Consider the following 17,240-nt stretch of genomic DNA (forward strand, 5'->3'; position numbering starts at 1 on the left):
GGGCAATCTGAAGGTCTTCATCGAGGCCGCGCGCGGCCGGGCCGAAGCCCTGGATCACGTCCTGCTGTTCGGACCTCCGGGTCTGGGCAAGACGACCCTGGCCCAGATCGTGGCGCGCGAACTGGGCGTGGGCTTCCGGGCGACCAGTGGCCCGATCCTGGCCAAGGCGGGGGATCTGGCGGCGATCCTGACCAATCTGGAGCCGCGCGACGTCCTGTTCATCGACGAAATCCACCGCCTAAGCCCCCAGGTCGAGGAGATCCTGTATCCGGCCATGGAGGACCATGTGCTGGACCTCATCATCGGCGAGGGACCGTCGGCGCGCTCGGTGCGGATCGACCTGGCGCCCTTCACCCTGGTCGGGGCGACGACGCGGGCGGGCCTGCTGGCGACCCCTCTGAGGGACCGGTTCGGCATTCCGTTGCGGCTGGAGTTCTACACCGCCGACGAACTGACCCGGGTGGTCATGGGCGCGGCCCGCAAGATGGGGGCGGCGATCACCGAGGACGGGGCGCGCGAGATCGCGGCCCGGTCGCGGGGCACGCCGCGCGTGGCCGGTCGGCTGCTGCGCCGGGTGCGGGACTTCGGCTCGGCGGAGGGGGCGGCGACGATCGACCGGCTGGTCGCGGCCCGGGCCCTGGCGCGGCTGGAGGTCGACGAGGCGGGACTGGACAGTCTGGACCGCCGGTTCCTCAAGGCCCTGATCGAGAATTACGGCGGCGGGCCCGTCGGCATGGATACGCTCGCGGCCGCCATCGCCGAGGCGCGCGACGCGGTCGAGGACGTGATCGAACCCTATCTGCTGCAACAGGGCTTCATCCAGCGCACCCCGCGCGGCCGCATGGCCTGCGCTCGGGCCTATAGCCACCTGGGCCTGTCCGAACCGCCGAAGCCCGCCGGGCCGGTTCCGGGCGACCTGTTCGAGTGAGCATCGCGTTCGACCCGGCGAAGGATGCGGCCAACCGCGCCAAGCACGGGGTGATGCTCGCCGAGGCGGAGCGGGGCGATTGGGCAGCGGCCTATATCGCCGTCGACGACCGACAAGACTACGGCGAAATCCGGTGGTAGGCTTACCTCCCGATCGGCGGCCGCATGCATGTGGTCGTCTACACCGAGCGGGACGGGATCCTACGCATCATCAGTCTGCGTCGGGCCAACCCGCGCGAGGTTGCCAGGTATGACGAACTCAGTCGCTGAGCCCATCGATGATCCGGACAATCCGGAGTTGACCGATCGGGACATCGCGAAGATGCGCCCGGCGCGCGAAGCGATGCCGGCTGCGACCTATGCGCGCCTGACGGGCGCCAGCGAAGTCGCACTGAAGTTGCCGGCATCGACGATCCAGGCCTTCGCCGAGGAGGGCGAGGATTGGCGGGAACGCATGGCCGACGCCCTTATCGAGGCGGAGAGAAAGAAACACGCCGCCTGATCAGCGCGCCGCGTCCGGCCGGGGCGTATAGCGGAAGTTGAGCGCCTGGATCGTCGGCGGCGTCGTCGGGGCCAGGAGCAGGCGGCCGTTGACCTCGCCGTTCTGGCAGATCCAGGTGAAGTTGGCCGACAGGGCGCCGGTGGCCGTGGGCGGGGCCTCGGTCGCGCAGGCACCGCTGTCGGCCTTGAGCGCCGCGAGCACCGTTCGCCAGGTCTCGACAGAGCGATCCATCAGGACGTTCATCGCCAGACGGTCCTCGGCCACCGACACGTCGCCCGCCGTCCAGATACGGCCAAGGTCGGCGTAGGCCGTGGTCAGGGCGGGGGACAGGGGCAGGGTGCGGGTCGGGGCAATCCCAGAGGTCGCCAGCTTGACCGCCGCATCGAAGGTCACGGGTCCCGGTCCGGCGTAGGTGCGATTGGCGAAGCTGAAGACGCCGAGACCGCGCTCGGGCGCCAGGATCATGTTGGAGCCATAGCCCGGATAGCCGCCGCCATGGGTCAGGTAGACGCCCAGTTCGCAGTCGTTGCCGGCGATCAGCCCCTTGGCGTAGGCGGTGGCCACCGCGCAGGGCTTGCCGTCCGCCGTGGTGCGATTGCGCCCCGAGACGAAGTTCAGCCCCTGGGCCATTTCGCGGACGGTCGAGCGGCGCACCGGGCCGGTGTCGGGCTCGTCGCGGGCGGGCCAGGCGGACAGCAGGAAGGCGATCCATTTGGCATAGTCGTTCGCCGAGGTCTGGACCCCGCCCATGGCGCCGAAGACGCCGTGGACCATGTCCGGCTCGCGCGACCAGGCGTCGTTCTCCCATCGATAGCCGAGGGCGCGCCGGTCCTGATCGGAGGCGAAGACGTCATAGCCGGACGAGGTCATACCGAGCGGCCGCATGATCTCCTGCTCGATATAATCCTTGTACGGACGACCGGAGGCGTTTGTGACGATCCGGCCCAGCAGGGCATAGCCGAAGTTCGAATATTCAAACGCTGTCTGGGGCGCGCGGGTGAAGGGGACGCCGCCCTCGAGGAAGGCGGTGAACTGCGCCTCGGTCATGACCTGCTGGCGGTCGCCCCAGGGGTCGTCGGTGACGAAGCCGCCGAGGTGGCTGAGCAGGTCGCGCACCCGGATGCGCGGCGAATCGGCGGTCGGATAGGTCAGCTTGGCCAGTTCGGGGACGTGGGTCTCGGCCAGGTCGTCGAGCGACAGCTTGCCGTCGTCGCGCAGCTTGAGGATGGCCAGGGCGGTGAAGGCCTTGGACATGGAGGCGATGCGGAACAGGGTGTCGGGGCCGACGGGCGCCCCGTCGACCGTCTTCACGCCCGAGGCATGGACATGGATCAGCCGGCCGTCCAGCACTACGCCGTAGATCATGCCGGGCGCATGGGCCCCGGCCTGCCAGGTCTCGAATGCGGCGTCGATTTCGGCGAGGACGCGCGCCCGGTCGGCGCCGCCGTCCTCGATCGTCGGCTCCGCCGTGACGGTGCGGGTCTGAGCCGGAGCGGGCGTGGCGATCAGGGCGGTGCCCAGCAGAAGCACGGCGGACAAGGTGCGTCGCATGATGTGGGTTCCCCGGTTCGGAAACGACCTAATCACGGCCGCGAGCCCCGCGCCAGCGTCTGAAAACGCGGGGTTTCCACCTGTCCCGAAGCCCGGCATGATCCGGGGCTGTGGCAGGAGATCCGGGTGGCCAGACGGCTGAACGTGCAGCGGCTGATGATGGTGATGGGGGTGCTGGTCGTGGGACTGGGCGCCCTGAGCGCCTATGCGATCCGCCAGGGTCAGCGCTGGAGCCTGGAGCCCGAGGCGCCCGGAGAGCGGATGATCGCCCAGGTCCGGGCCCAGATGGGGCGAGGCGCCGAGGTCCGCTACGCCATTCCCGGCGTCGGGCCGGTGATGTGCGGCTATGCGGGCTATCGCGGCAACAGCGAGGCCATCGCCTTCATCTCCCGGCCCAATCGCATCCTGTTCGAGACCGATCCCCTGGCCGCGGAGTTTGCGGAGATGAAGGCGCGCGACTGTCCCGACCTGCCGGAGCCGCCGAACCTCCCGGCGGTCCCCTGACATGACCGCGAACGACCTTCCCACCGCCGGCCGTTTCGAGGGGCGCGAGCACCTCCTGCCCGTGCGGGTCTATTATGAGGACACCGACTTCACCGGTCTGGTCTATCACGCCAACTACGTCCGCTATTTCGAGCGCGGGCGGTCGGATTTCCTGCGGCTGACCACAGCCGGCCATTCGGCCCTGCTGGAAGGCGAGACGCCCAGCGCCTTCGTGGTGGCGGAGATGTCGCTGAAGTTCCTGAAGCCCGCCCGCATCGACGACGCCCTGATCGTGCGCACCACCTATGAGACGGTGAAGGGGCCGCGTCTGTTCATCCGCCAGAGCGTCGAGCGGAACGGAGAGGTCCTGTGCCGGGCCGAGGTCACCGCCGTCTGCATCCATCTGGACGGCCGGCCCATGCGGCCGACCAAGGCCCTGATGGACGGGGTGCGGCCCTGGCTGGCGCCGGTCGCCGCGCCGGGCTGAAGGCGCCCCTATCCCGCCGGGGCGGTCAGCTCCCGCCGCATCGCGCGGGCATAGTCCTGCGTCCGCCCCTCGAACGTCGCCGGGGCGGCCCAGACGTCGTTGCAGATCGCCTGATGGAAGGCCGCGCCGGCGGTGCCCGCCACAGGCATCCAGGGGTTGTTCGCCGCGTCCACCGGAACGGCCGCGACCCGCTCGCCGTCCAGGGTGAAGGCGGCCCCGCCATAGGTCAGCCACTGGCCCTCGGCGCAGCGCAGCCGGACCCGCTGGATCAGATAGTCCGCCCCCTGATTCTGGCGGAAGACCATCACGATCGAGGCGGTCGGCTCATTCGGCGTGGACCGGTCCATGTAGCTGAGCTCGACGCCCACGACCCCCTCGGCCGCCTTGTGCGCCGTGCGCCATTCCTCGGCCGAGGCCGACCCCGCGCCGATCGCCAGAAGTCCCGCGGCCAGACCGCAAACCGTCATTCCTTTCGCCGTCATCACGCGCTCCGCCCTTTGTCAGGACCTTGTCCGGCGCCCGCCTGGCAGGCGCAACCTGCCAAACCTGACGGGAGGGGTTTCCGACAGAAGCCGGTCGGGATGTCCGAGATGGGTGGGAAGCGGACGAGCAAGCGCCCAAGCCAACGCCACCAAGGGCGCGTCTTTTCTAAGTGGGCTGGCCGTCCGCAGTCGTCCGTCTCCGCAGGATATAGTGCGCAGCCCCGCCCGCCAGCAGTAGCCCAAAGACGAGCATCGCCCATTCCGACAGGGTCGGCACCGGGGCCGGCAGGTCGGGCAGCAGCAGGCGATAGTTGGAGTGATCCACATAGGTCCGGCCGTTGACCGTCATGCGGGACACCGTCCCCTGGGGCAGGGCGTCCAAGTTGGGGCCACGGTAGTGAAGAACTCCCCGGCGGGGCGGTCCCACGATGCTGTAGTTGAACGCTTCGACCGGGGAGTCGACGCCATTGATGCGCACGACCGCATAACGCGCATCGTTAAATGCGAGCGAGAAGATGTCGAAAGGGCCGTTGGTCATCTGCCACGAGACATTGAGGGCGCCGTCGGACATCGTCACGGTCGGCTGGACCTCCACCGGTTGCGACGCTGAAGGCGTCGCATAGCCCGCCCCCGCCAGCAGCACGAGAGCGCACAGACCGACAAGAGGCCGAGCCCCCGTCCGCGCGCGCCCGACGAGCAGCCTCGCGACCGTGGTGACGAAGATAGACCTGATAAGGCGAAACACGCTCAGCCCCGTCTAAACCTGATTCAGGGCGCAGGCCTAGACCGGCAGGGCGGCGGGTCAACGGCGGGGGCGGGGTTTGGCACGCCAGGTCAAGACTTGGCACGCAACGCAAACCGCTGGCGGTCAGCCGCCGAGTTTGTTCATCCAGTCGGCCCACATCAGGGGGCGATCGGGCGGCGACAGGTGAAGATGCGCGTCTTCGCCGACCAGTGTCGGATCCGTCAGTCTCGTGCCGGTCTCGCGCGCGGCGGTGGCGGTGTAGCCGAAGGCGCGACGGAAGGCGCGGCTGAACGTCGCCTCGTCCCTGAAGCCGTATTCAAAGGCGATCTCGCTGATCCTGCGTGTCTCTCCGGGCAGGGTCAGGGCGGACTGAACCCGACGCAGGCGGCGTCGGCGCACATAGTCGGCCACACCGCCCCTGTCCCTGAATAGCCGATACAGGCTGGTCCGCGAGATCCCCAGGGCATTGGCGATGCGGTCCGGGTTCAGGTCGCGTGAGGACAGGTTGGCGTCGATGTGGCGCTGGGCTCGGCGGAGCAAGGCGGTGTCGCGGGCATCGGTCGGGCTGTCGGCGACGGGCGGGCTCGCCAGCGAGATCGAGAAGGCCGCCAGGAGAGTCTCCACCACCGCCCCGGTCTCCATCCTGTCGAGGGTCGGGGCCGCCTTCGCCAGCCCTCGCATGAGACCGGCCAAGAACTCGGCGCGGGGCTCCTCGATGAATCGGTCGTGGAGGCGTTCGACCCCGGGCGCCGCGATCTCCATCACGTCCCGCGGAACGAACAGGCAGAGGCAGTCCATGGGCGCCAGCGGCAGGCTGATCGGCTGCCCCAGATCAATGACGCGCAGAACGCCCTCGGGCCGCTCCGCGCTGAAGTCGAGGCGGATCAGGATATGATCGATGTGGTCGGCCGCGATCCGGGCTGACGTGCGTTCATAGGCCAGAGCATCGACCCGGGTGCCGCCGAACGCGACGGACCCGATCAGGTAGGTGTAGGCGCTGCCGCTGAAGGTCTCTGGCTCCGGGGGCGAGGAAACGTCGAACAGGGGCGTCATCGCCTGCCGCCAGGCGGCGAAGCGGGCCTCAAGGGGAAAGGCGTCGGTGGAAATCCGGATACAGGCCAGCGCGCTCATGAGCGCCTGCTAATATCCGCCCTATGTAGAGGCAAGGTCGATACGTCCCGGTCCTGGCTTACTCGTCCGCGTCGGGTCGTCACCCGCCGCGCGCTCACGCCCGCAAAATTGACCTCTCTTCCATCGCCCCCTTCAAACCGGTCTATACTGTCGCCCTGCATCCCGAGGAGGCGAAGGCGAATGTCCATGTTGTCGAGAGCTCGCGCATACATCTCGCGCCCGGTCGTCGCCGCGCTGGCCGGACTGGCGGTTTTCGGACTCTGCGCGCCGACGCATGCCCAGACGCCCGAAGCCGCCCCGCGCTGGTCCCTCGCCATTCACGGCGGGGCCGGGACCATCGAGCGGGACCGGATGACCCCGGCCCAGGACGCGGCCTATCGCGCGGCCCTGACCAAGGCGTTGGAGGCCGGGTCGGCGGTGCTGGCGGCGGGCGGCTCGGCTCTGGACGCGGTTCAGGCGGCGGTTGAGCTGATGGAGGACGATCCCCTGTTCAACGCCGGGCGCGGCGCGGTCTTCACCGCCGCCGGGCGCAATGAGCTGGACGCCGCCGTCATGGACGGCTCGAACCGCGCCGCCGGGGCCGTGGCCGGGCTGACGACGACCCGCCACCCCATCGCCGCCGCCCGGGCCGTGATGGAGAAATCGCCCCACGTCTTCCTGATCGGTCAGGGGGCCGAGACCTTCGCCGCCGAACAGGGGCTGGAGCAGGTCCCGCCGTCCTTCTTCTTCACCGAGCGCCGCTGGCAGGGTCTGGTGGACGCCCTGAAGGCGAAGAACCTTCCCATCCCCGACCGGCCAGAGGGCGCCCCGCCTGCGCCCGCCACGCCGATGGCCGCCAACGACCCCTCGGCCCCTCCGCTGAACGAGCAGAAGTTCGGCACGGTCGGCGCCGTGGCCCTGGACAATCAGGGTCGCCTCGCCGCCGCCACCTCAACCGGCGGCATGACCGCCAAACAATGGGGCCGGGTCGGAGACGTGCCCGTCATCGGCGCCGGAACCTATGCCTCCAACGCCGATGGCTGCGCGGTTTCGGCGACCGGCGATGGGGAGTATTTCATCCGGGCGACGGTGGCGCGGGACATCTGCGCGCGCATGGCGATGCTGGCCGAGACCCGCACCGACCGCCTGCGTCAGGCCGCCGACGCGGCCGTCGCCCACAGCGGCGACCCGAACGCCATCGGCGTCGCGCATGAGCTTCTGCCCCAGACCGTCGCCGCCCGCGCCGAGATCGCCGACGCCGACAGTCTGGGCGGCAAGGGCGGAGTGATCGTCATGGGGCAGGACGGCTACGCGAGCTTCGAGATGTCGACCTCCGGCATGTATCGCGGCCAGGTGTCGTCGAGGCAGCCGACGCCCAGCGTCGCCATCTACGCCGACGAGCCGGGCCTGTGAGCGCCGCTCCCGTCCCCGACGAACTCACCGCCATGGCCGAGGAGGAACTGGCCTCGGCCATCGCCCTCAGCTGGCCCGAGATCAAGGCGGTCACCCCCTGGGGCGACACGTTCGAAGGCTTCGCCCCGTCCGGCCGCACGGTCGAGGTCGAGCGTCGCTACCTCTGGGCCATCGAGCCGGAGGGCGCCGTGGTGGTCGAGGTCGAGGTCCGTGACCGCTCCAACCGCACGGGCGCCGAGGCCCGCGCCATCCTAGCGCCGCCGCACTAGCCGATTTGCTGCGGCGCCAGATTGGCTTGCCGGCCAACCCCCTCTAGACCTGAGACCATGAAACTCGCCTCTCTCAAGCACGGCCGCGACGGTCGCCTCGTCATCGTTTCCAACGACCTGCACTGGTTCACCGACGCCTTCCTGATCGCTCCGACGCTGCAGGCGGCGCTGGACGACTGGGAGCGGTGCGAACCCCGTCTGCGCGCCCTGGCCGAAAGCCTGGAGCATGAGGCCGTGCCGCGCGGCCGCTTCCATGAACGCGACGCCGCCGCCCCCCTGCCGCGCGCCTATCAGTGGGCCGACGGCTCGGCCTATGTGAATCACGTCGAACTGGTGCGGAAGGCGCGCGGCGCCGAGATGCCCGCCAGCTTCTGGACCGACCCCCTGATGTATCAGGGCGGGTCTGACAGCTTCCTCGGCCCGCGCGATCCGGTGCCGCTCGCCGACGAAAGCTGGGGCTGCGATCTGGAGGCCGAGATCGTCGTCGTGACCGGCGACGTGCCCCAGGGCGTGACCCCGGAAGAGGCGCGCGGCCATATCCGCCTGGTCGGACTGGTGAACGACGTGTCCTTGCGCAACCTCATCCCCGGCGAACTGGGCAAGGGTTTCGGCTTCGTCCAGTCCAAGCCGGCCAGCGCCCTGTCCCCCGTCTTCGTCACGCCCGATGCGCTCGGCGATCGCTGGAAGGAGGGCAAGCTGCACGGCGAGTTGTCGGTGCAGCTGAACGGCAAGGCCTTCGGCAAGGCCGACGCCGGGGTCGACATGACCTTCGACTTCGGAACCCTGATTTCGCATCTGGCCAGGACCCGGTCGCTGGGCGCCGGGTCGATCATCGGCTCGGGCACGGTCTCCAACCGCGACGCCGACGGCGGCCCCGGCAAGCCGGTGTCCGAAGGCGGCCTCGGCTATTCCTGCATCGCCGAGGTGAGGACCGTGGAGACGATCCTGCGCGGCGCGGCCGAGACCCCCTTCCTCAAACACGGCGACACCGTGCGGATTGAGATGCTGGACGAGGCTCACCGGTCGATCTTCGGCGCCATCGAACAGACGGTCGAGCCGCTTTCGTCAGGGGCGCAGCAGGGCTAGACTGCGACATCCGGCCGCAGGCCGCTAACTCCCCGGGGACGATCGCGCATGGCGCCCGAACATCTGATTCCGCTGCTGGTCATTCCGGTCGTGCTGGTGCTGGCCGTGCTGAAGAACCGGAGGAAGCGGGAGCTGAAGCCGCACCTGCTCTGGATCACCCCCACCCTCGTCACCGCCCTGATCCTGTTCGGCATGTGGGGGATGACGATGAACCCGAACGCCCCGCATACCGCCTTCGGCCCCGCCGAATGGGCCATGCTGGCGGTCGGTCTGGCCCTCGGCTGCGTCGCCGGCTGGTGGCGCGGCAAGACCATCACCATCGAGAAGGAAACGGACGGCAGGCTGATGGCCCAGGCCTCGCCGCTCGGCATCCTCATCCTGCTGGCGATCTTCGCCGGACGCCGCGGGCTGGAGGCCCTGCTGGAGGGCCACGCCGCCGAGTGGCATCTGAACGTCATGGCCCTGACCGACGCCTTCATGCTGGTCGCCGTCGGCCTGATCGTCTTCCAGCGCGTCGAAATGTTCATCCGCGCCCGCCGCATCCAGCAGGGCGGCACGGACAGCCATGTGGAGGTTGCGGCATGAAGCGCGCGGCGGTCTTCGGCCTCGCGGTCTCAATGATCGCCGCCTCGCCCGTCGTCGCCCAGGACGACGACTGGGACATGACGCGCGATCGTCCCAAGCGGCTGGTCTCGGCTCATATCACGCTCTCCAGCGGCCTGGTGCTGGCGGCAAGGTGCATGGGCGGGCGGTTCGACGCCCTGATCGCCGGCCTGCCTGCGGCGGCGGCGGGGGGCGAGACCCGCACCCTGCGTCTGACCATCGGCGACGATGACGAATACGACTCGACCTGGAACGTGGCCACCAACCGGACCGTGGCCGTCGCCGACTATCCCGCTGCGATGGCGCGTAGCTGGCGCAAGGGCGGACGGTTTCAGGTCGCCATCCCGGGGGGAGCGCCCAATGGCGGGACGCTGCGTCACGACGTGACCCTGCCCGCGTCCTCGGCCGCGATAGGGGAAACCCTGACGGCGTGCGGCAAGCCCCTGGAAGACGCCCGCGACGCTCTGCTGCCCGACGTGCCGGCCGGCGGGCTCTCGGCGCCCGCCGTCTGGTCGCGGCCGCCCCGTCCGCAGTACCCGATCGAGTTCAAGTACGCCGGCGGCTACGCCATCATCACCTGTATCAACCAGCCGGACGGGGTGCTGGGCGAGTGCGTCGTGGAAAGCGAACACCCTCAGGACGGCGGCTTCGGCGATTCCGCCCTGCGCGCCGCGCGCCGCTCGCAGGTCGAGATACCGGGCGAGACGCGCGGCAGCTATACGCCCCGCCTGATCGGGTTCCGGACGGTCTTTCGCAGTCAGTAGGCGCGCAGGGCTAGCGCCGCCGCCCGCGCTTGCGCTAAACGCATACGCCCGGTTCGCCGGGGCCTCCGACGCATGCGGGCGTGGTGGAACTGGTAGACGCGCCGGACTCAAAATCCGGTTCCGAAAGGAGTGTCGGTTCGAGCCCGACCGCCCGCACCATCGGCCTTTCCGGTCCGATATTCGACCTCGCGGCCCGTTTCGGCTATGAGGCCGCGCGTGAGCCCTCCCCCTCCGCACCGATTTTCCGTCGCCCCGATGATGGACTGGACCGACCGGCATTGCCGAGCGTTCCATCGCGCCCTGTCGTCGCGGGCCCTGCTCTATACCGAGATGGTCACGGCGCCGGCGGTGATCCATGGCGACCGCGAGCGGTTGCTGGGTTTCGACGCGGTCGAGCATCCGGTGGCCCTGCAGCTGGGCGGGTCGGACCCGGCCCAGCTGGCCGAGGCGGCGCGGATCGGCGCCGCCTTGGGCTATGACGAGATCAATCTCAACGTCGGCTGTCCGTCCGACCGGGTGCAGTCCGGCCGGTTCGGCGCCTGTCTGATGCGCGAGCCAGAGCTGGTGGCCGACTGCATGGCCGCCATCCGTGAGGCGGTGGACCTGCCCGCGACGGTCAAGTGCCGCATCGGGGTGGACGATCAGGACCCGGAGCAAAGCCTGTTCGCCACGGTGGACGCCTCCGCCGCTGTGGGGGTGACCACCTTCATCGTCCATGCCCGCAAGGCCTGGCTGCAGGGCCTGTCGCCCAAGGAGAACCGAGACGTGCCGCCGCTGGACTATGGGCTGGTGCGTCGGCTGAAGCGGGAGCGGCCGCATCTGACCATCTCGATCAACGGCGGGATCGCCGATCTGGATCAGGCGGAGGCCCTGCTGGCGCCGGACGCGGAGGGCGTCGTGCTGGACGGGGTCATGCTGGGCCGGGCGGCCTATCACGAGCCCGCCATGCTGGGTCAGGTGGACCGCCGCCTGTTCGGCGCCGCCACGCCCGACGTCGATCCCTTCACGGCCATCGACCGCTACCGGCCCTATCTGGCCGCGCGGCTGGGGGAGGGGGTTCGGCTGGCGGCCATGGCGCGGCATATGCTGGGGCTGATGCACGGACGCCCGGGCGCCCGCGCCTTCCGCCGCATCCTGACGGTCGAGGCCATTCGTCCGGACGCCGGGCTGGAGGTCGTGGACCGGGCCGTCGAGGCCGTGCGCGAGGCCGAGGCCCGGCGCGACCAGGCGGATCAGGCGGCCTGACCGCAAGCCTTCGTTAAGCCTGTTCGCCGACGGTGGCGCCGACCTTCCCGGAGCCGCCAGAATGATCCGCCCCTTCATCGCCGCGATGACCGCCCTCGCGTGTGTCGTCGCCAGCCCGGCGCTCGCCCAGACCCGGTCCGATCCGGCCGTCGCTGTCGGGGTCACAGCCGGCACGACCGGGGTCGGCGCCGAGGTCCAGTTCGCCCTCGGCCCGATCTTCGTGCTTCGCGGCGCGGTCGACACCCTGGGCTACGACATCGACGAGAGCTATGACGACGTCGACTATTCGGGCCGGTTCGATTTCGACACCGTCGGCGGTTTCGTCGATCTGCATCCCTTCGCCAACGGCTTCTTCGTCTCGGGCGGCGCCTATGTGGGCCAGCGCGACATCGGGCTGAACGCCACGCCCTCGGCTCCGGTCAATATCGGCGGCCAGACCTTTACGCCGGCCCAGGTCGGGACCCTGACCGGCCAGATCAAGCTGAAGGACGTGGCGCCCTTCGCCGGGCTGGGCTTCGACAACACCTTCACCCGCAGCTCGCGCTGGGGCTTCCGCGCCCTGGCCGGAGTGGCCTGGAGCGACAAGCCCGAGGTCGGGCTGGAGTCGACGGGCGGAAGCCTGTCCAACGACCCGACCTTCCGCGCCCGTCTGGCCGAGGAACGCGCCTCGATCCAGTCGGACGTGGAGGACTACGGCTTCTATCCGGTGCTGCAGCTGGGGCTGAACTACAAGTTCTGACCGGGCGGGCGTAGGAAGGCGTCATGCCGGACCTGCCCCTGAACGAAATCCTCTCCCTGATGGCCGCCGTCGTGGCGGCCGGGCTGTTCGGCGGACTGATCGCGGGGCTGTTCGGCGTCGGGGGCGGGACGGTGATCGTGCCGGCGCTCTTCTACGCCTTTTCGGTTCTGGGGCTCGGCGGCGAGAGCAATCTGCATGTCGCGGTCGGCACCTCCCTGATGACCATTGTCGCCACGGCCCTGAGGTCGCTGAAGGCGCACCGGTCGCATGGGGCGGTGGATGAGGCGGTGCTGAAGGCCTGGACGCCCTGGGTGGGGGGCGGCGCCCTGATCGGGGCGGCGGTCGCGGGCTTCACCTCCATGGGCGGGCTGGCCATCGTTTACGGCGTCTGTCTGGCCCTGGTCGCGGCCCAGATGGGGCTGCTGCCCGAACGCTTCACCCTGGCGAAGGACCTGCCGACCGGATGGGCGCGGCGGATCGTCGGCGGCCTGATCGGCGGTCTGTCGGCCATGATGGGGGTCGGCGGCGGCAGTCTGGGTGGGATGATGATGACCCTGTGCGGGCGGCCGATCCATCAGGCGGTGGCGACGGCTTCGGGGTTCGGCGTCTCGATCGGGGCGGCGGCCATGGTCGGGTTCGTGATCTTCGGCTGGGACGCGCCGGGAAGGCCGCCCCTGTCGCTGGGCTATGTCAATGCGCCGGCGGCGATCGTGATGGGGGTGCTGACGACCCTTGTGGCGCCCTGGGGCGCGCGGCTGGCGCACCGTCTGGACAAGCGGGTGCTGAGAAAGGCCTTCGCCGTCTATCTGCTGGTCACCGCCGGTCTGGTGGTGGTGAAGGCGCTTTAGGGTCGAAGCGTGAGGGCGGCGGGCGTGGCCTCGAAGCCCGACAGTCGGCCCAGATAGCTCATGCCCAGCAGCGACTGGGTCAGGCCCTTTTCGACCACGAGGGCCTCGACGTCATCGACCCGGGCGCCGGCCACCGACACGCTGGCCAGCTTCACACGCGCCGCCGGGGCAGGGCCCGAGGCCGTGACGACGGTGCTGCGGAAATCTTCGCTCGACAGCTTCAGCCCGAGGCGCAGGGCGTCCTCGCGCGTCAGGGCCACGACGCTGGCGCCGGTGTCGACCAGAACCCGGACGGCCCGGCCGTCGATCACCGCCTCGGCCCAGTAGTGTCCGTCGGCGGCGCGCACGACCTGGCCGGGGCGGCTGGGCTTGCGATCCTCCTCCGGGGCGGATGCGACGACGGGCGCCACGGCCACTTCGCCATGGGCCTGACCCCGGCCATCGGCGTGATTCAGCCACAGGCCCACGCTGAGCGCACAGGCGGTCGCGACGACGAGGACGCCGGAGGATTTCAGGTCAAACACGCTCATTCAGGCCACACCGGAACAGGACGCCGCTTCTGCGGGCCTTCGCATCCTGCACGGCGGGGGTTCGATTGAGGTGAAGCGAGATGGCTTACGGGAGGTTACCGCCTGCCGTCGGGGCCAGTTTCGCCGGGTCGATACGAGTGCTGCGACCGGGAAGTTCGGCCATGATCGTCGCCCGCGCCTCATCGGTCAGGCCGCGCCAGCCGCCGATTTCCGACAGTGTGCGATAGCAGCCGAGGCACAGTCCCGACGGCCCATCGACGATGCAGACCTGCACGCAGGGGGTGGCGATGGCCCTGGGCGGGCCTCCCGCCGGCTGTGGCGCCGCCGCCGCATCTTCGTGACGATCAGACAAAAACTACTCCGAAGTCGGACTAAAAAACTTGCCTTTCGCGTCGTTCTGCGCCATATAGGCTGCGACGCGAAACGACTAAGAGGGTGCAAACCCCTGCAAGCACGACGTGTCTCTTTTCATCGTTCAACGAAAGGAGACATCAAAGATGAACGATAAGGACCGTAACCTCCAGCACGCCATGACGTCCTTCGCCTATTGGGGCGGCATGCTGGTGAATCACAACCGACCGACGCGCGCGAATGATCGCGTGGTCAGTCATCCGTCCAACTTCGTGCCGATCGAGATCAAGCGCCCGCGCTGATCCTGACCGGCCAGCCTGTCATTCAGGCTTGCATGCCAGAGCCCCGGCCCCGAAAAGGCCGGGGCTTTGCAATTCCGGGGATCGTCATGACGGGTCTGATCACGCAGCAGCGGCTGGAGCAGCCGGGCGGCGGCGCTGTGGCGGTCTGGACCTTCGACCGGGCTGAGCGGCTGAACGCCCTGCCGGACCTGGGCGACGGGGACGAGGTCGCGGGCCTGTGCGAGGCGGCCAACGCGGACACGGAGGTTCGTTGCGTGGTCCTGACGGGGGCGGGGCGGGCCTTCTCGGCCGGGGGCGACCTGACCGCCATGCGCGACCGCAGAGACCTGTTCGAGGGCTCGGGCGCGGCCATCCGCGAGCGCTATCGCCGGGTGGTGCACCGGATCATTCGGTCTCTCTACGGGCTGGATGTCCCCCTGATCGCGGCGGTCAACGGCCCGGCCATGGGTCTGGGATGCGGCATCGCCGGGACCGCAGACATGATCGTGGCCTCGGACCGGGCCAGTTTCGGCGCCCCCTTCCTGAAGCTTGGGATCATCGCCGGGGACGGCGGGGCGTGGCGGCTGCCGCGCAACGTCGGCTACATGCGGGCGGCCGAACTTCTGTTCACGTCGCGCTCCATCGACGCCCAAACGGCCCTCGACTGGGGTCTGGTCAATCGCGTCGTCGGCCATGAAGCCCTGCTGGACGAGGCCCTGATGCTGGCCGGTCAGGTCGCCGCCCAGCCGCCGCGTGCGGTGCGCATGACCAAGAGCCTGCTGCGTCAGGGCCGGGACGCGACCCTGGACCAGATCCTGGAGATGTCGGCCGCCTATCAGGCCCTGGCCCATCTGACCGACGACCATCTGGAAGGGGTCAATGCGGTGCTGGAGAAGCGGCCGGGCCTGTTCAGCGGCGACTGATCAGTTCGGCCGGGCCTTGTCGTCGCCGTCGCCGTCGCGGGGCTGACGGCCCTGGCGGTTGCCGTCGTCGCGACCCCTGCGCTTGAGTATCTGGCTCATGGCGGCCCGGTCGGCGGGCTCCAGAGTGGCCAGAAGGGCCACGGCGTCCGCCTCGACCCGGGCCCGGCCGCGCAGCTCGGCGGCGCGAGAGGCGTCCAGGGCGGCGGTCACGGAGGCGGAATCCAGCGTCGGGGCGGCGGCCAGGGCGACGGCCTGACGTCGGGCGGCGCGGGCGGCCTCGAAATCGGGCTTGGCGGCCAGGGCCGAGGCGCGCATCGCGGCGCGCACCCGATCCCGCACGGCCGGATCCATCTGGGCCAGGATTTCGCGCAAGGGGCCGCGTTGCGCCGGGGCGCGCATCTCGGCCACTCTCGCCTCGTGGCGCTTGATCCCCGTCCACGCCGCGACGCCCGCGCCGACGGCGAACAGGTTCAGGGCGACCGAGACGGCCAGGGCGATCTGGAGCTTGCCGATCTTCATCCCAACATCTCGCCGTCGTCGGACGTGAGCTGGGACGCCTGATAGAGGACCGCGTCGGCGCTGGCGTCGGCGCTGATCTGGGCGCTGAGCAGGACGCCCGCCGCCACGCCCGCACAGGCGGCCACGGCCCAGCCGGCACCGAAGGCTAGGGCCAGACGGTCGCGCCAGACCCGCACCCGGCGCGGCGTCAGCCCCGCCGCCGCCGCCGAGGCGAGCACCCGGTCGCGCAGGGCCATGGACACCGCCGGCTGGGGCGAGGCCCACAGCAGATGGTCCAGATCGCGCGCCGCCTCGACGGTCGCGTCATCCTGGTCGGCCGCCAGCAAGGCGCGTCCCGCCTCCCGCTCGGCCTCGGGCCAGCGGCGGGTGTCGGCGCCGTACGCAGCGATCAGTTGGTGCAGCCTTTCGGCGTTCATCGTCATCCTCGGTCAGCCCCCCGGCTGTCGGCCAGATCGGCCAAAGATACTCTCAAGGCCCGCCTGCCGCGCGACAACAGACTTTCCAACGCCTCGACGCTGACCTCCATCAAGGCCGCGGCCTCGATATTGGTCAGCTCCTGATAATGGCACAGAACGATGGCCTCGCGCTGGCGGTCGGGCAGGCGGGACAGGGCCGCGTCGACCCGGGCGCCCGTCTCGGCCGACAGCAGGCCCTGATCCGGGGCCGGCCCGTCGTCGATCCGTTCGGGCGGGGCGTCGGTCAGAACCTCTCGCCGCCGCCTCAGCCGGTCGTAGCAGAGGTTCAGCGCCACCCGATGCAGCCAGGTGTCGAACTTCGCCTTGCCCGGCGTCCACTTCGGCGCCTGTTTCCAGGCGCGGAGCATGGCCTCTTGGGCGACGTCCTCGGCCTCGACCGCGTCCGACAGCATGCGTTTGGCCAGGGCCATGATGCGCGGCAGCTTGCGCGCCACCAAGGCCTGGATGGCCGCCGGATCGCCCTGGCCGACACGGCGAACCAGATCCTCGTCGGGGTCGGCGATGGGCGCCAAACAGACCTCTTGCGTCCTGGGCCAGGCCCGACGATCCGTCGCGACTGCTCCGGCCGACCACGACATTACTCCGAAGCGGGGCTCGGGGGAGACGCCGGGGCGATATTTTCCCGACGCAGGCGACGCGCCTCGCGGCGCGCTTCCCGTGTCATCCCGGCCTGTGCGTCGCCCGCCTTCATCTCACCGCGGCGCGCCTCGCGCCGGTCGCGCAGGGCGGCCCGGGCGGCCTGAAGTTCGGTCCGGACAAGGAAGCCGTCCCGGTCCGCGTCCAGACGGTCGAAGGCGGCCTCGGCCCGGGCGCGGACCTCGGCGATGACGATGGGCGCCGGGGCGGCGCGGGCCTGGCCGGCCTCCGGGCCCGAACGTGCGGCCCGACGTGCAGCGTGTCGGGCGC

24 protein-coding genes, 1 tRNA gene and 1 pseudogene are annotated in these 17,240 nt (G+C 70.0%); 16 read left to right on the top strand and 10 right to left on the bottom strand.

The window, feature by feature from the left end:
- From ruvB to ACT6QK_RS12215, 3 genes are all read left to right on the top strand, one after another.
- Positions 1-928, top strand: a 928-nt coding sequence (gene ruvB, locus ACT6QK_RS12205; protein ID WP_444598096.1) for a Holliday junction branch migration DNA helicase RuvB, incomplete at its 5' end; no start/stop codon positions are given.
- Positions 925-1,068 (top strand): hypothetical protein, encoded by a 144-nt coding sequence (locus ACT6QK_RS12210; RefSeq protein WP_444598097.1) that lies wholly within the window; start codon positions 925-927, stop codon positions 1,066-1,068. The genes ruvB and ACT6QK_RS12210, both read left to right, overlap by 4 nt.
- A gap of 157 nt (positions 1,069-1,225) precedes the next feature.
- The gene (locus ACT6QK_RS12215) at positions 1,226-1,429 is read left to right on the top strand and encodes a hypothetical protein (protein WP_444598098.1); all 204 of its coding nucleotides are present in this window, start codon (positions 1,226-1,228) and stop codon (positions 1,427-1,429) included.
- Here ACT6QK_RS12215 and ACT6QK_RS12220 read toward each other — a convergent pair whose 3' ends face one another.
- Positions 1,430-2,980, bottom strand: a complete 1,551-nt coding sequence (locus ACT6QK_RS12220) for a serine hydrolase domain-containing protein (RefSeq protein WP_444598099.1) — start codon at positions 2,978-2,980, stop codon at positions 1,430-1,432. It lies immediately after the preceding gene.
- Positions 2,981-3,106: 126 nt separating this feature from the next.
- Between ACT6QK_RS12220 and ACT6QK_RS12225 the strand changes: the two genes are divergently transcribed.
- Together ACT6QK_RS12225 and ACT6QK_RS12230 are read left to right on the top strand one after the other, a co-directional pair.
- On the top strand, positions 3,107-3,484 hold the full coding sequence (locus ACT6QK_RS12225; RefSeq protein ID WP_444598100.1) for a hypothetical protein: 378 nt from the start codon (positions 3,107-3,109) through the stop codon (positions 3,482-3,484).
- Position 3,485: 1 nt separating this feature from the next.
- Positions 3,486-3,950 carry a YbgC/FadM family acyl-CoA thioesterase gene (locus ACT6QK_RS12230; RefSeq protein WP_444598101.1) on the top strand — a complete coding sequence of 155 codons (465 nt, stop codon included), beginning with the start codon at positions 3,486-3,488 and terminating at the stop codon, positions 3,948-3,950.
- Positions 3,951-3,958: 8 nt separating this feature from the next.
- Here ACT6QK_RS12230 and ACT6QK_RS12235 read toward each other — a convergent pair whose 3' ends face one another.
- The 3 genes from ACT6QK_RS12235 to ACT6QK_RS12245 form a co-directional block, all read right to left on the bottom strand.
- A complete protein-coding gene (locus tag ACT6QK_RS12235) occupies positions 3,959-4,432 on the bottom strand; it encodes a hypothetical protein (RefSeq protein WP_444598102.1) in 474 nt (157 codons plus the stop codon).
- 166 nt (positions 4,433-4,598) lie between these two features.
- On the bottom strand, positions 4,599-5,177 hold the full coding sequence (locus ACT6QK_RS12240) for an IPTL-CTERM sorting domain-containing protein (RefSeq protein WP_444598103.1): 579 nt from the start codon (positions 5,175-5,177) through the stop codon (positions 4,599-4,601).
- 123 nt (positions 5,178-5,300) lie between these two features.
- A complete protein-coding gene (locus tag ACT6QK_RS12245; RefSeq protein ID WP_444598104.1) occupies positions 5,301-6,308 on the bottom strand; it encodes a helix-turn-helix domain-containing protein in 1,008 nt (335 codons plus the stop codon).
- A gap of 186 nt (positions 6,309-6,494) precedes the next feature.
- Here ACT6QK_RS12245 and ACT6QK_RS12250 point away from each other — a divergent pair, with 186 nt between their 5' ends.
- The 9 genes from ACT6QK_RS12250 (at position 6,495) to ACT6QK_RS12290 (ending at position 13,254) form a co-directional block, all read left to right on the top strand.
- Positions 6,495-7,700, top strand: a complete 1,206-nt coding sequence (locus ACT6QK_RS12250) for an isoaspartyl peptidase/L-asparaginase family protein (protein WP_444598105.1) — start codon at positions 6,495-6,497, stop codon at positions 7,698-7,700.
- Positions 7,697-7,969, top strand: a complete 273-nt coding sequence (locus ACT6QK_RS12255) for a hypothetical protein (RefSeq protein WP_444598106.1) — start codon at positions 7,697-7,699, stop codon at positions 7,967-7,969. The genes ACT6QK_RS12250 and ACT6QK_RS12255 overlap by 4 nt, the downstream gene beginning before the upstream one ends.
- 57 nt (positions 7,970-8,026) lie before the next feature.
- The gene (locus tag ACT6QK_RS12260; protein WP_444598107.1) at positions 8,027-9,055 is read left to right on the top strand and encodes a fumarylacetoacetate hydrolase family protein; all 1,029 of its coding nucleotides are present in this window, start codon (positions 8,027-8,029) and stop codon (positions 9,053-9,055) included.
- Positions 9,056-9,103: 48 nt separating this feature from the next.
- Complete coding sequence (locus ACT6QK_RS12265; RefSeq protein WP_444598108.1) at positions 9,104-9,640, top strand: DUF1453 domain-containing protein; 537 nt, start codon at positions 9,104-9,106, stop codon at positions 9,638-9,640.
- Positions 9,637-10,422, top strand: a complete 786-nt coding sequence (locus ACT6QK_RS12270; RefSeq protein WP_444598109.1) for a hypothetical protein — start codon at positions 9,637-9,639, stop codon at positions 10,420-10,422. The genes ACT6QK_RS12265 and ACT6QK_RS12270 overlap by 4 nt, the downstream gene beginning before the upstream one ends.
- A gap of 74 nt (positions 10,423-10,496) precedes the next feature.
- Positions 10,497-10,581: transfer RNA gene (locus tag ACT6QK_RS12275), tRNA-Leu, on the top strand.
- A gap of 57 nt (positions 10,582-10,638) precedes the next feature.
- A complete protein-coding gene (gene dusA / locus ACT6QK_RS12280) occupies positions 10,639-11,667 on the top strand; it encodes a tRNA dihydrouridine(20/20a) synthase DusA (protein ID WP_444598110.1) in 1,029 nt (342 codons plus the stop codon).
- A gap of 61 nt (positions 11,668-11,728) precedes the next feature.
- Complete coding sequence (locus ACT6QK_RS12285) at positions 11,729-12,406, top strand: hypothetical protein (protein ID WP_444598111.1); 678 nt, start codon at positions 11,729-11,731, stop codon at positions 12,404-12,406.
- 23 nt (positions 12,407-12,429) lie between these two features.
- Complete coding sequence (locus tag ACT6QK_RS12290) at positions 12,430-13,254, top strand: sulfite exporter TauE/SafE family protein (protein ID WP_444598112.1); 825 nt, start codon at positions 12,430-12,432, stop codon at positions 13,252-13,254.
- Here the strand turns inward: ACT6QK_RS12290 and ACT6QK_RS12295 are convergent.
- Together ACT6QK_RS12295 and ACT6QK_RS12300 are read right to left on the bottom strand one after the other, a co-directional pair.
- Positions 13,251-13,784, bottom strand: a complete 534-nt coding sequence (locus ACT6QK_RS12295; RefSeq protein WP_444598113.1) for a TIGR02281 family clan AA aspartic protease — start codon at positions 13,782-13,784, stop codon at positions 13,251-13,253. The genes ACT6QK_RS12290 and ACT6QK_RS12295 overlap by 4 nt on opposite strands.
- A gap of 85 nt (positions 13,785-13,869) precedes the next feature.
- The gene (locus ACT6QK_RS12300) at positions 13,870-14,136 is read right to left on the bottom strand and encodes a DUF1289 domain-containing protein (RefSeq protein WP_444598114.1); all 267 of its coding nucleotides are present in this window, start codon (positions 14,134-14,136) and stop codon (positions 13,870-13,872) included.
- A 145-nt stretch (positions 14,137-14,281) separates the two neighbouring features.
- On the opposite strand from ACT6QK_RS12300, the gene ACT6QK_RS12305 reads away from it, so the two are divergent.
- Both ACT6QK_RS12305 and ACT6QK_RS12310 read left to right on the top strand, forming a co-directional pair.
- Entirely contained in the window at positions 14,282-14,437 is a 156-nt protein-coding gene (locus ACT6QK_RS12305; RefSeq protein WP_444598115.1) for a hypothetical protein, read from the top strand.
- An 86-nt stretch (positions 14,438-14,523) separates the two neighbouring features.
- Positions 14,524-15,339 (top strand): enoyl-CoA hydratase-related protein, encoded by an 816-nt coding sequence (locus ACT6QK_RS12310; RefSeq protein WP_444598116.1) that lies wholly within the window; start codon positions 14,524-14,526, stop codon positions 15,337-15,339.
- Here ACT6QK_RS12310 and ACT6QK_RS12315 read toward each other — a convergent pair whose 3' ends face one another.
- The 4 genes and pseudogenes from ACT6QK_RS12315 to ACT6QK_RS12330 all read right to left on the bottom strand — a co-directional run.
- Positions 15,340-15,858 (bottom strand): periplasmic heavy metal sensor, encoded by a 519-nt coding sequence (locus tag ACT6QK_RS12315; RefSeq protein ID WP_444598117.1) that lies wholly within the window; start codon positions 15,856-15,858, stop codon positions 15,340-15,342.
- A complete protein-coding gene (locus ACT6QK_RS12320) occupies positions 15,855-16,274 on the bottom strand; it encodes a hypothetical protein (RefSeq protein WP_444598118.1) in 420 nt (139 codons plus the stop codon). Before ACT6QK_RS12320 ends, ACT6QK_RS12315 begins: the two co-directional genes overlap by 4 nt.
- Before the next feature lie 2 nt (positions 16,275-16,276).
- Positions 16,277-16,846 carry an RNA polymerase sigma factor gene (locus tag ACT6QK_RS12325; RefSeq protein ID WP_444598119.1) on the bottom strand — a complete coding sequence of 190 codons (570 nt, stop codon included), beginning with the start codon at positions 16,844-16,846 and terminating at the stop codon, positions 16,277-16,279.
- Positions 16,847-16,911: 65 nt separating this feature from the next.
- Positions 16,912-17,240, bottom strand: a pseudogene (locus tag ACT6QK_RS12330) (hypothetical protein); the annotation flags it as partial.

Origin of the sequence: Brevundimonas sp., from assembly GCF_052436175.1 — a bacterium.
Taxonomy (GTDB): domain Bacteria; phylum Pseudomonadota; class Alphaproteobacteria; order Caulobacterales; family Caulobacteraceae; genus Brevundimonas.

Bases quoted from the DNA above. Each gene is read 5' to 3' on its own strand.
- ACT6QK_RS12305 (WP_444598115.1), top strand. From the start codon at position 14,282: ATGAACGATAAGGACCGTAACCTCCAGCACGCCATGACGTCCTTCGCC.
- ACT6QK_RS12245 (WP_444598104.1), bottom strand. From the start codon at position 6,308: ATGAGCGCGCTGGCCTGTATCCGGATTTCCACCGACGCCTTTCCCCTT.
- ACT6QK_RS12320 (WP_444598118.1), bottom strand. From the start codon at position 16,274: ATGAACGCCGAAAGGCTGCACCAACTGATCGCTGCGTACGGCGCCGAC.
- ACT6QK_RS12270 (WP_444598109.1), top strand. From the start codon at position 9,637: ATGAAGCGCGCGGCGGTCTTCGGCCTCGCGGTCTCAATGATCGCCGCC.
- ACT6QK_RS12290 (WP_444598112.1), top strand. From the start codon at position 12,430: ATGCCGGACCTGCCCCTGAACGAAATCCTCTCCCTGATGGCCGCCGTC.
- ACT6QK_RS12230 (WP_444598101.1), top strand. From the start codon at position 3,486: ATGACCGCGAACGACCTTCCCACCGCCGGCCGTTTCGAGGGGCGCGAG.
- ACT6QK_RS12295 (WP_444598113.1), bottom strand. From the start codon at position 13,784: ATGAGCGTGTTTGACCTGAAATCCTCCGGCGTCCTCGTCGTCGCGACC.
- ACT6QK_RS12260 (WP_444598107.1), top strand. From the start codon at position 8,027: ATGAAACTCGCCTCTCTCAAGCACGGCCGCGACGGTCGCCTCGTCATC.
- ACT6QK_RS12310 (WP_444598116.1), top strand. From the start codon at position 14,524: ATGACGGGTCTGATCACGCAGCAGCGGCTGGAGCAGCCGGGCGGCGGC.
- ACT6QK_RS12315 (WP_444598117.1), bottom strand. From the start codon at position 15,858: ATGAAGATCGGCAAGCTCCAGATCGCCCTGGCCGTCTCGGTCGCCCTG.
- ACT6QK_RS12220 (WP_444598099.1), bottom strand. From the start codon at position 2,980: ATGCGACGCACCTTGTCCGCCGTGCTTCTGCTGGGCACCGCCCTGATC.
- ACT6QK_RS12285 (WP_444598111.1), top strand. From the start codon at position 11,729: ATGATCCGCCCCTTCATCGCCGCGATGACCGCCCTCGCGTGTGTCGTC.
- ACT6QK_RS12250 (WP_444598105.1), top strand. From the start codon at position 6,495: ATGTTGTCGAGAGCTCGCGCATACATCTCGCGCCCGGTCGTCGCCGCG.
- ACT6QK_RS12265 (WP_444598108.1), top strand. From the start codon at position 9,104: ATGGCGCCCGAACATCTGATTCCGCTGCTGGTCATTCCGGTCGTGCTG.
- ACT6QK_RS12235 (WP_444598102.1), bottom strand. From the start codon at position 4,432: ATGACGGCGAAAGGAATGACGGTTTGCGGTCTGGCCGCGGGACTTCTG.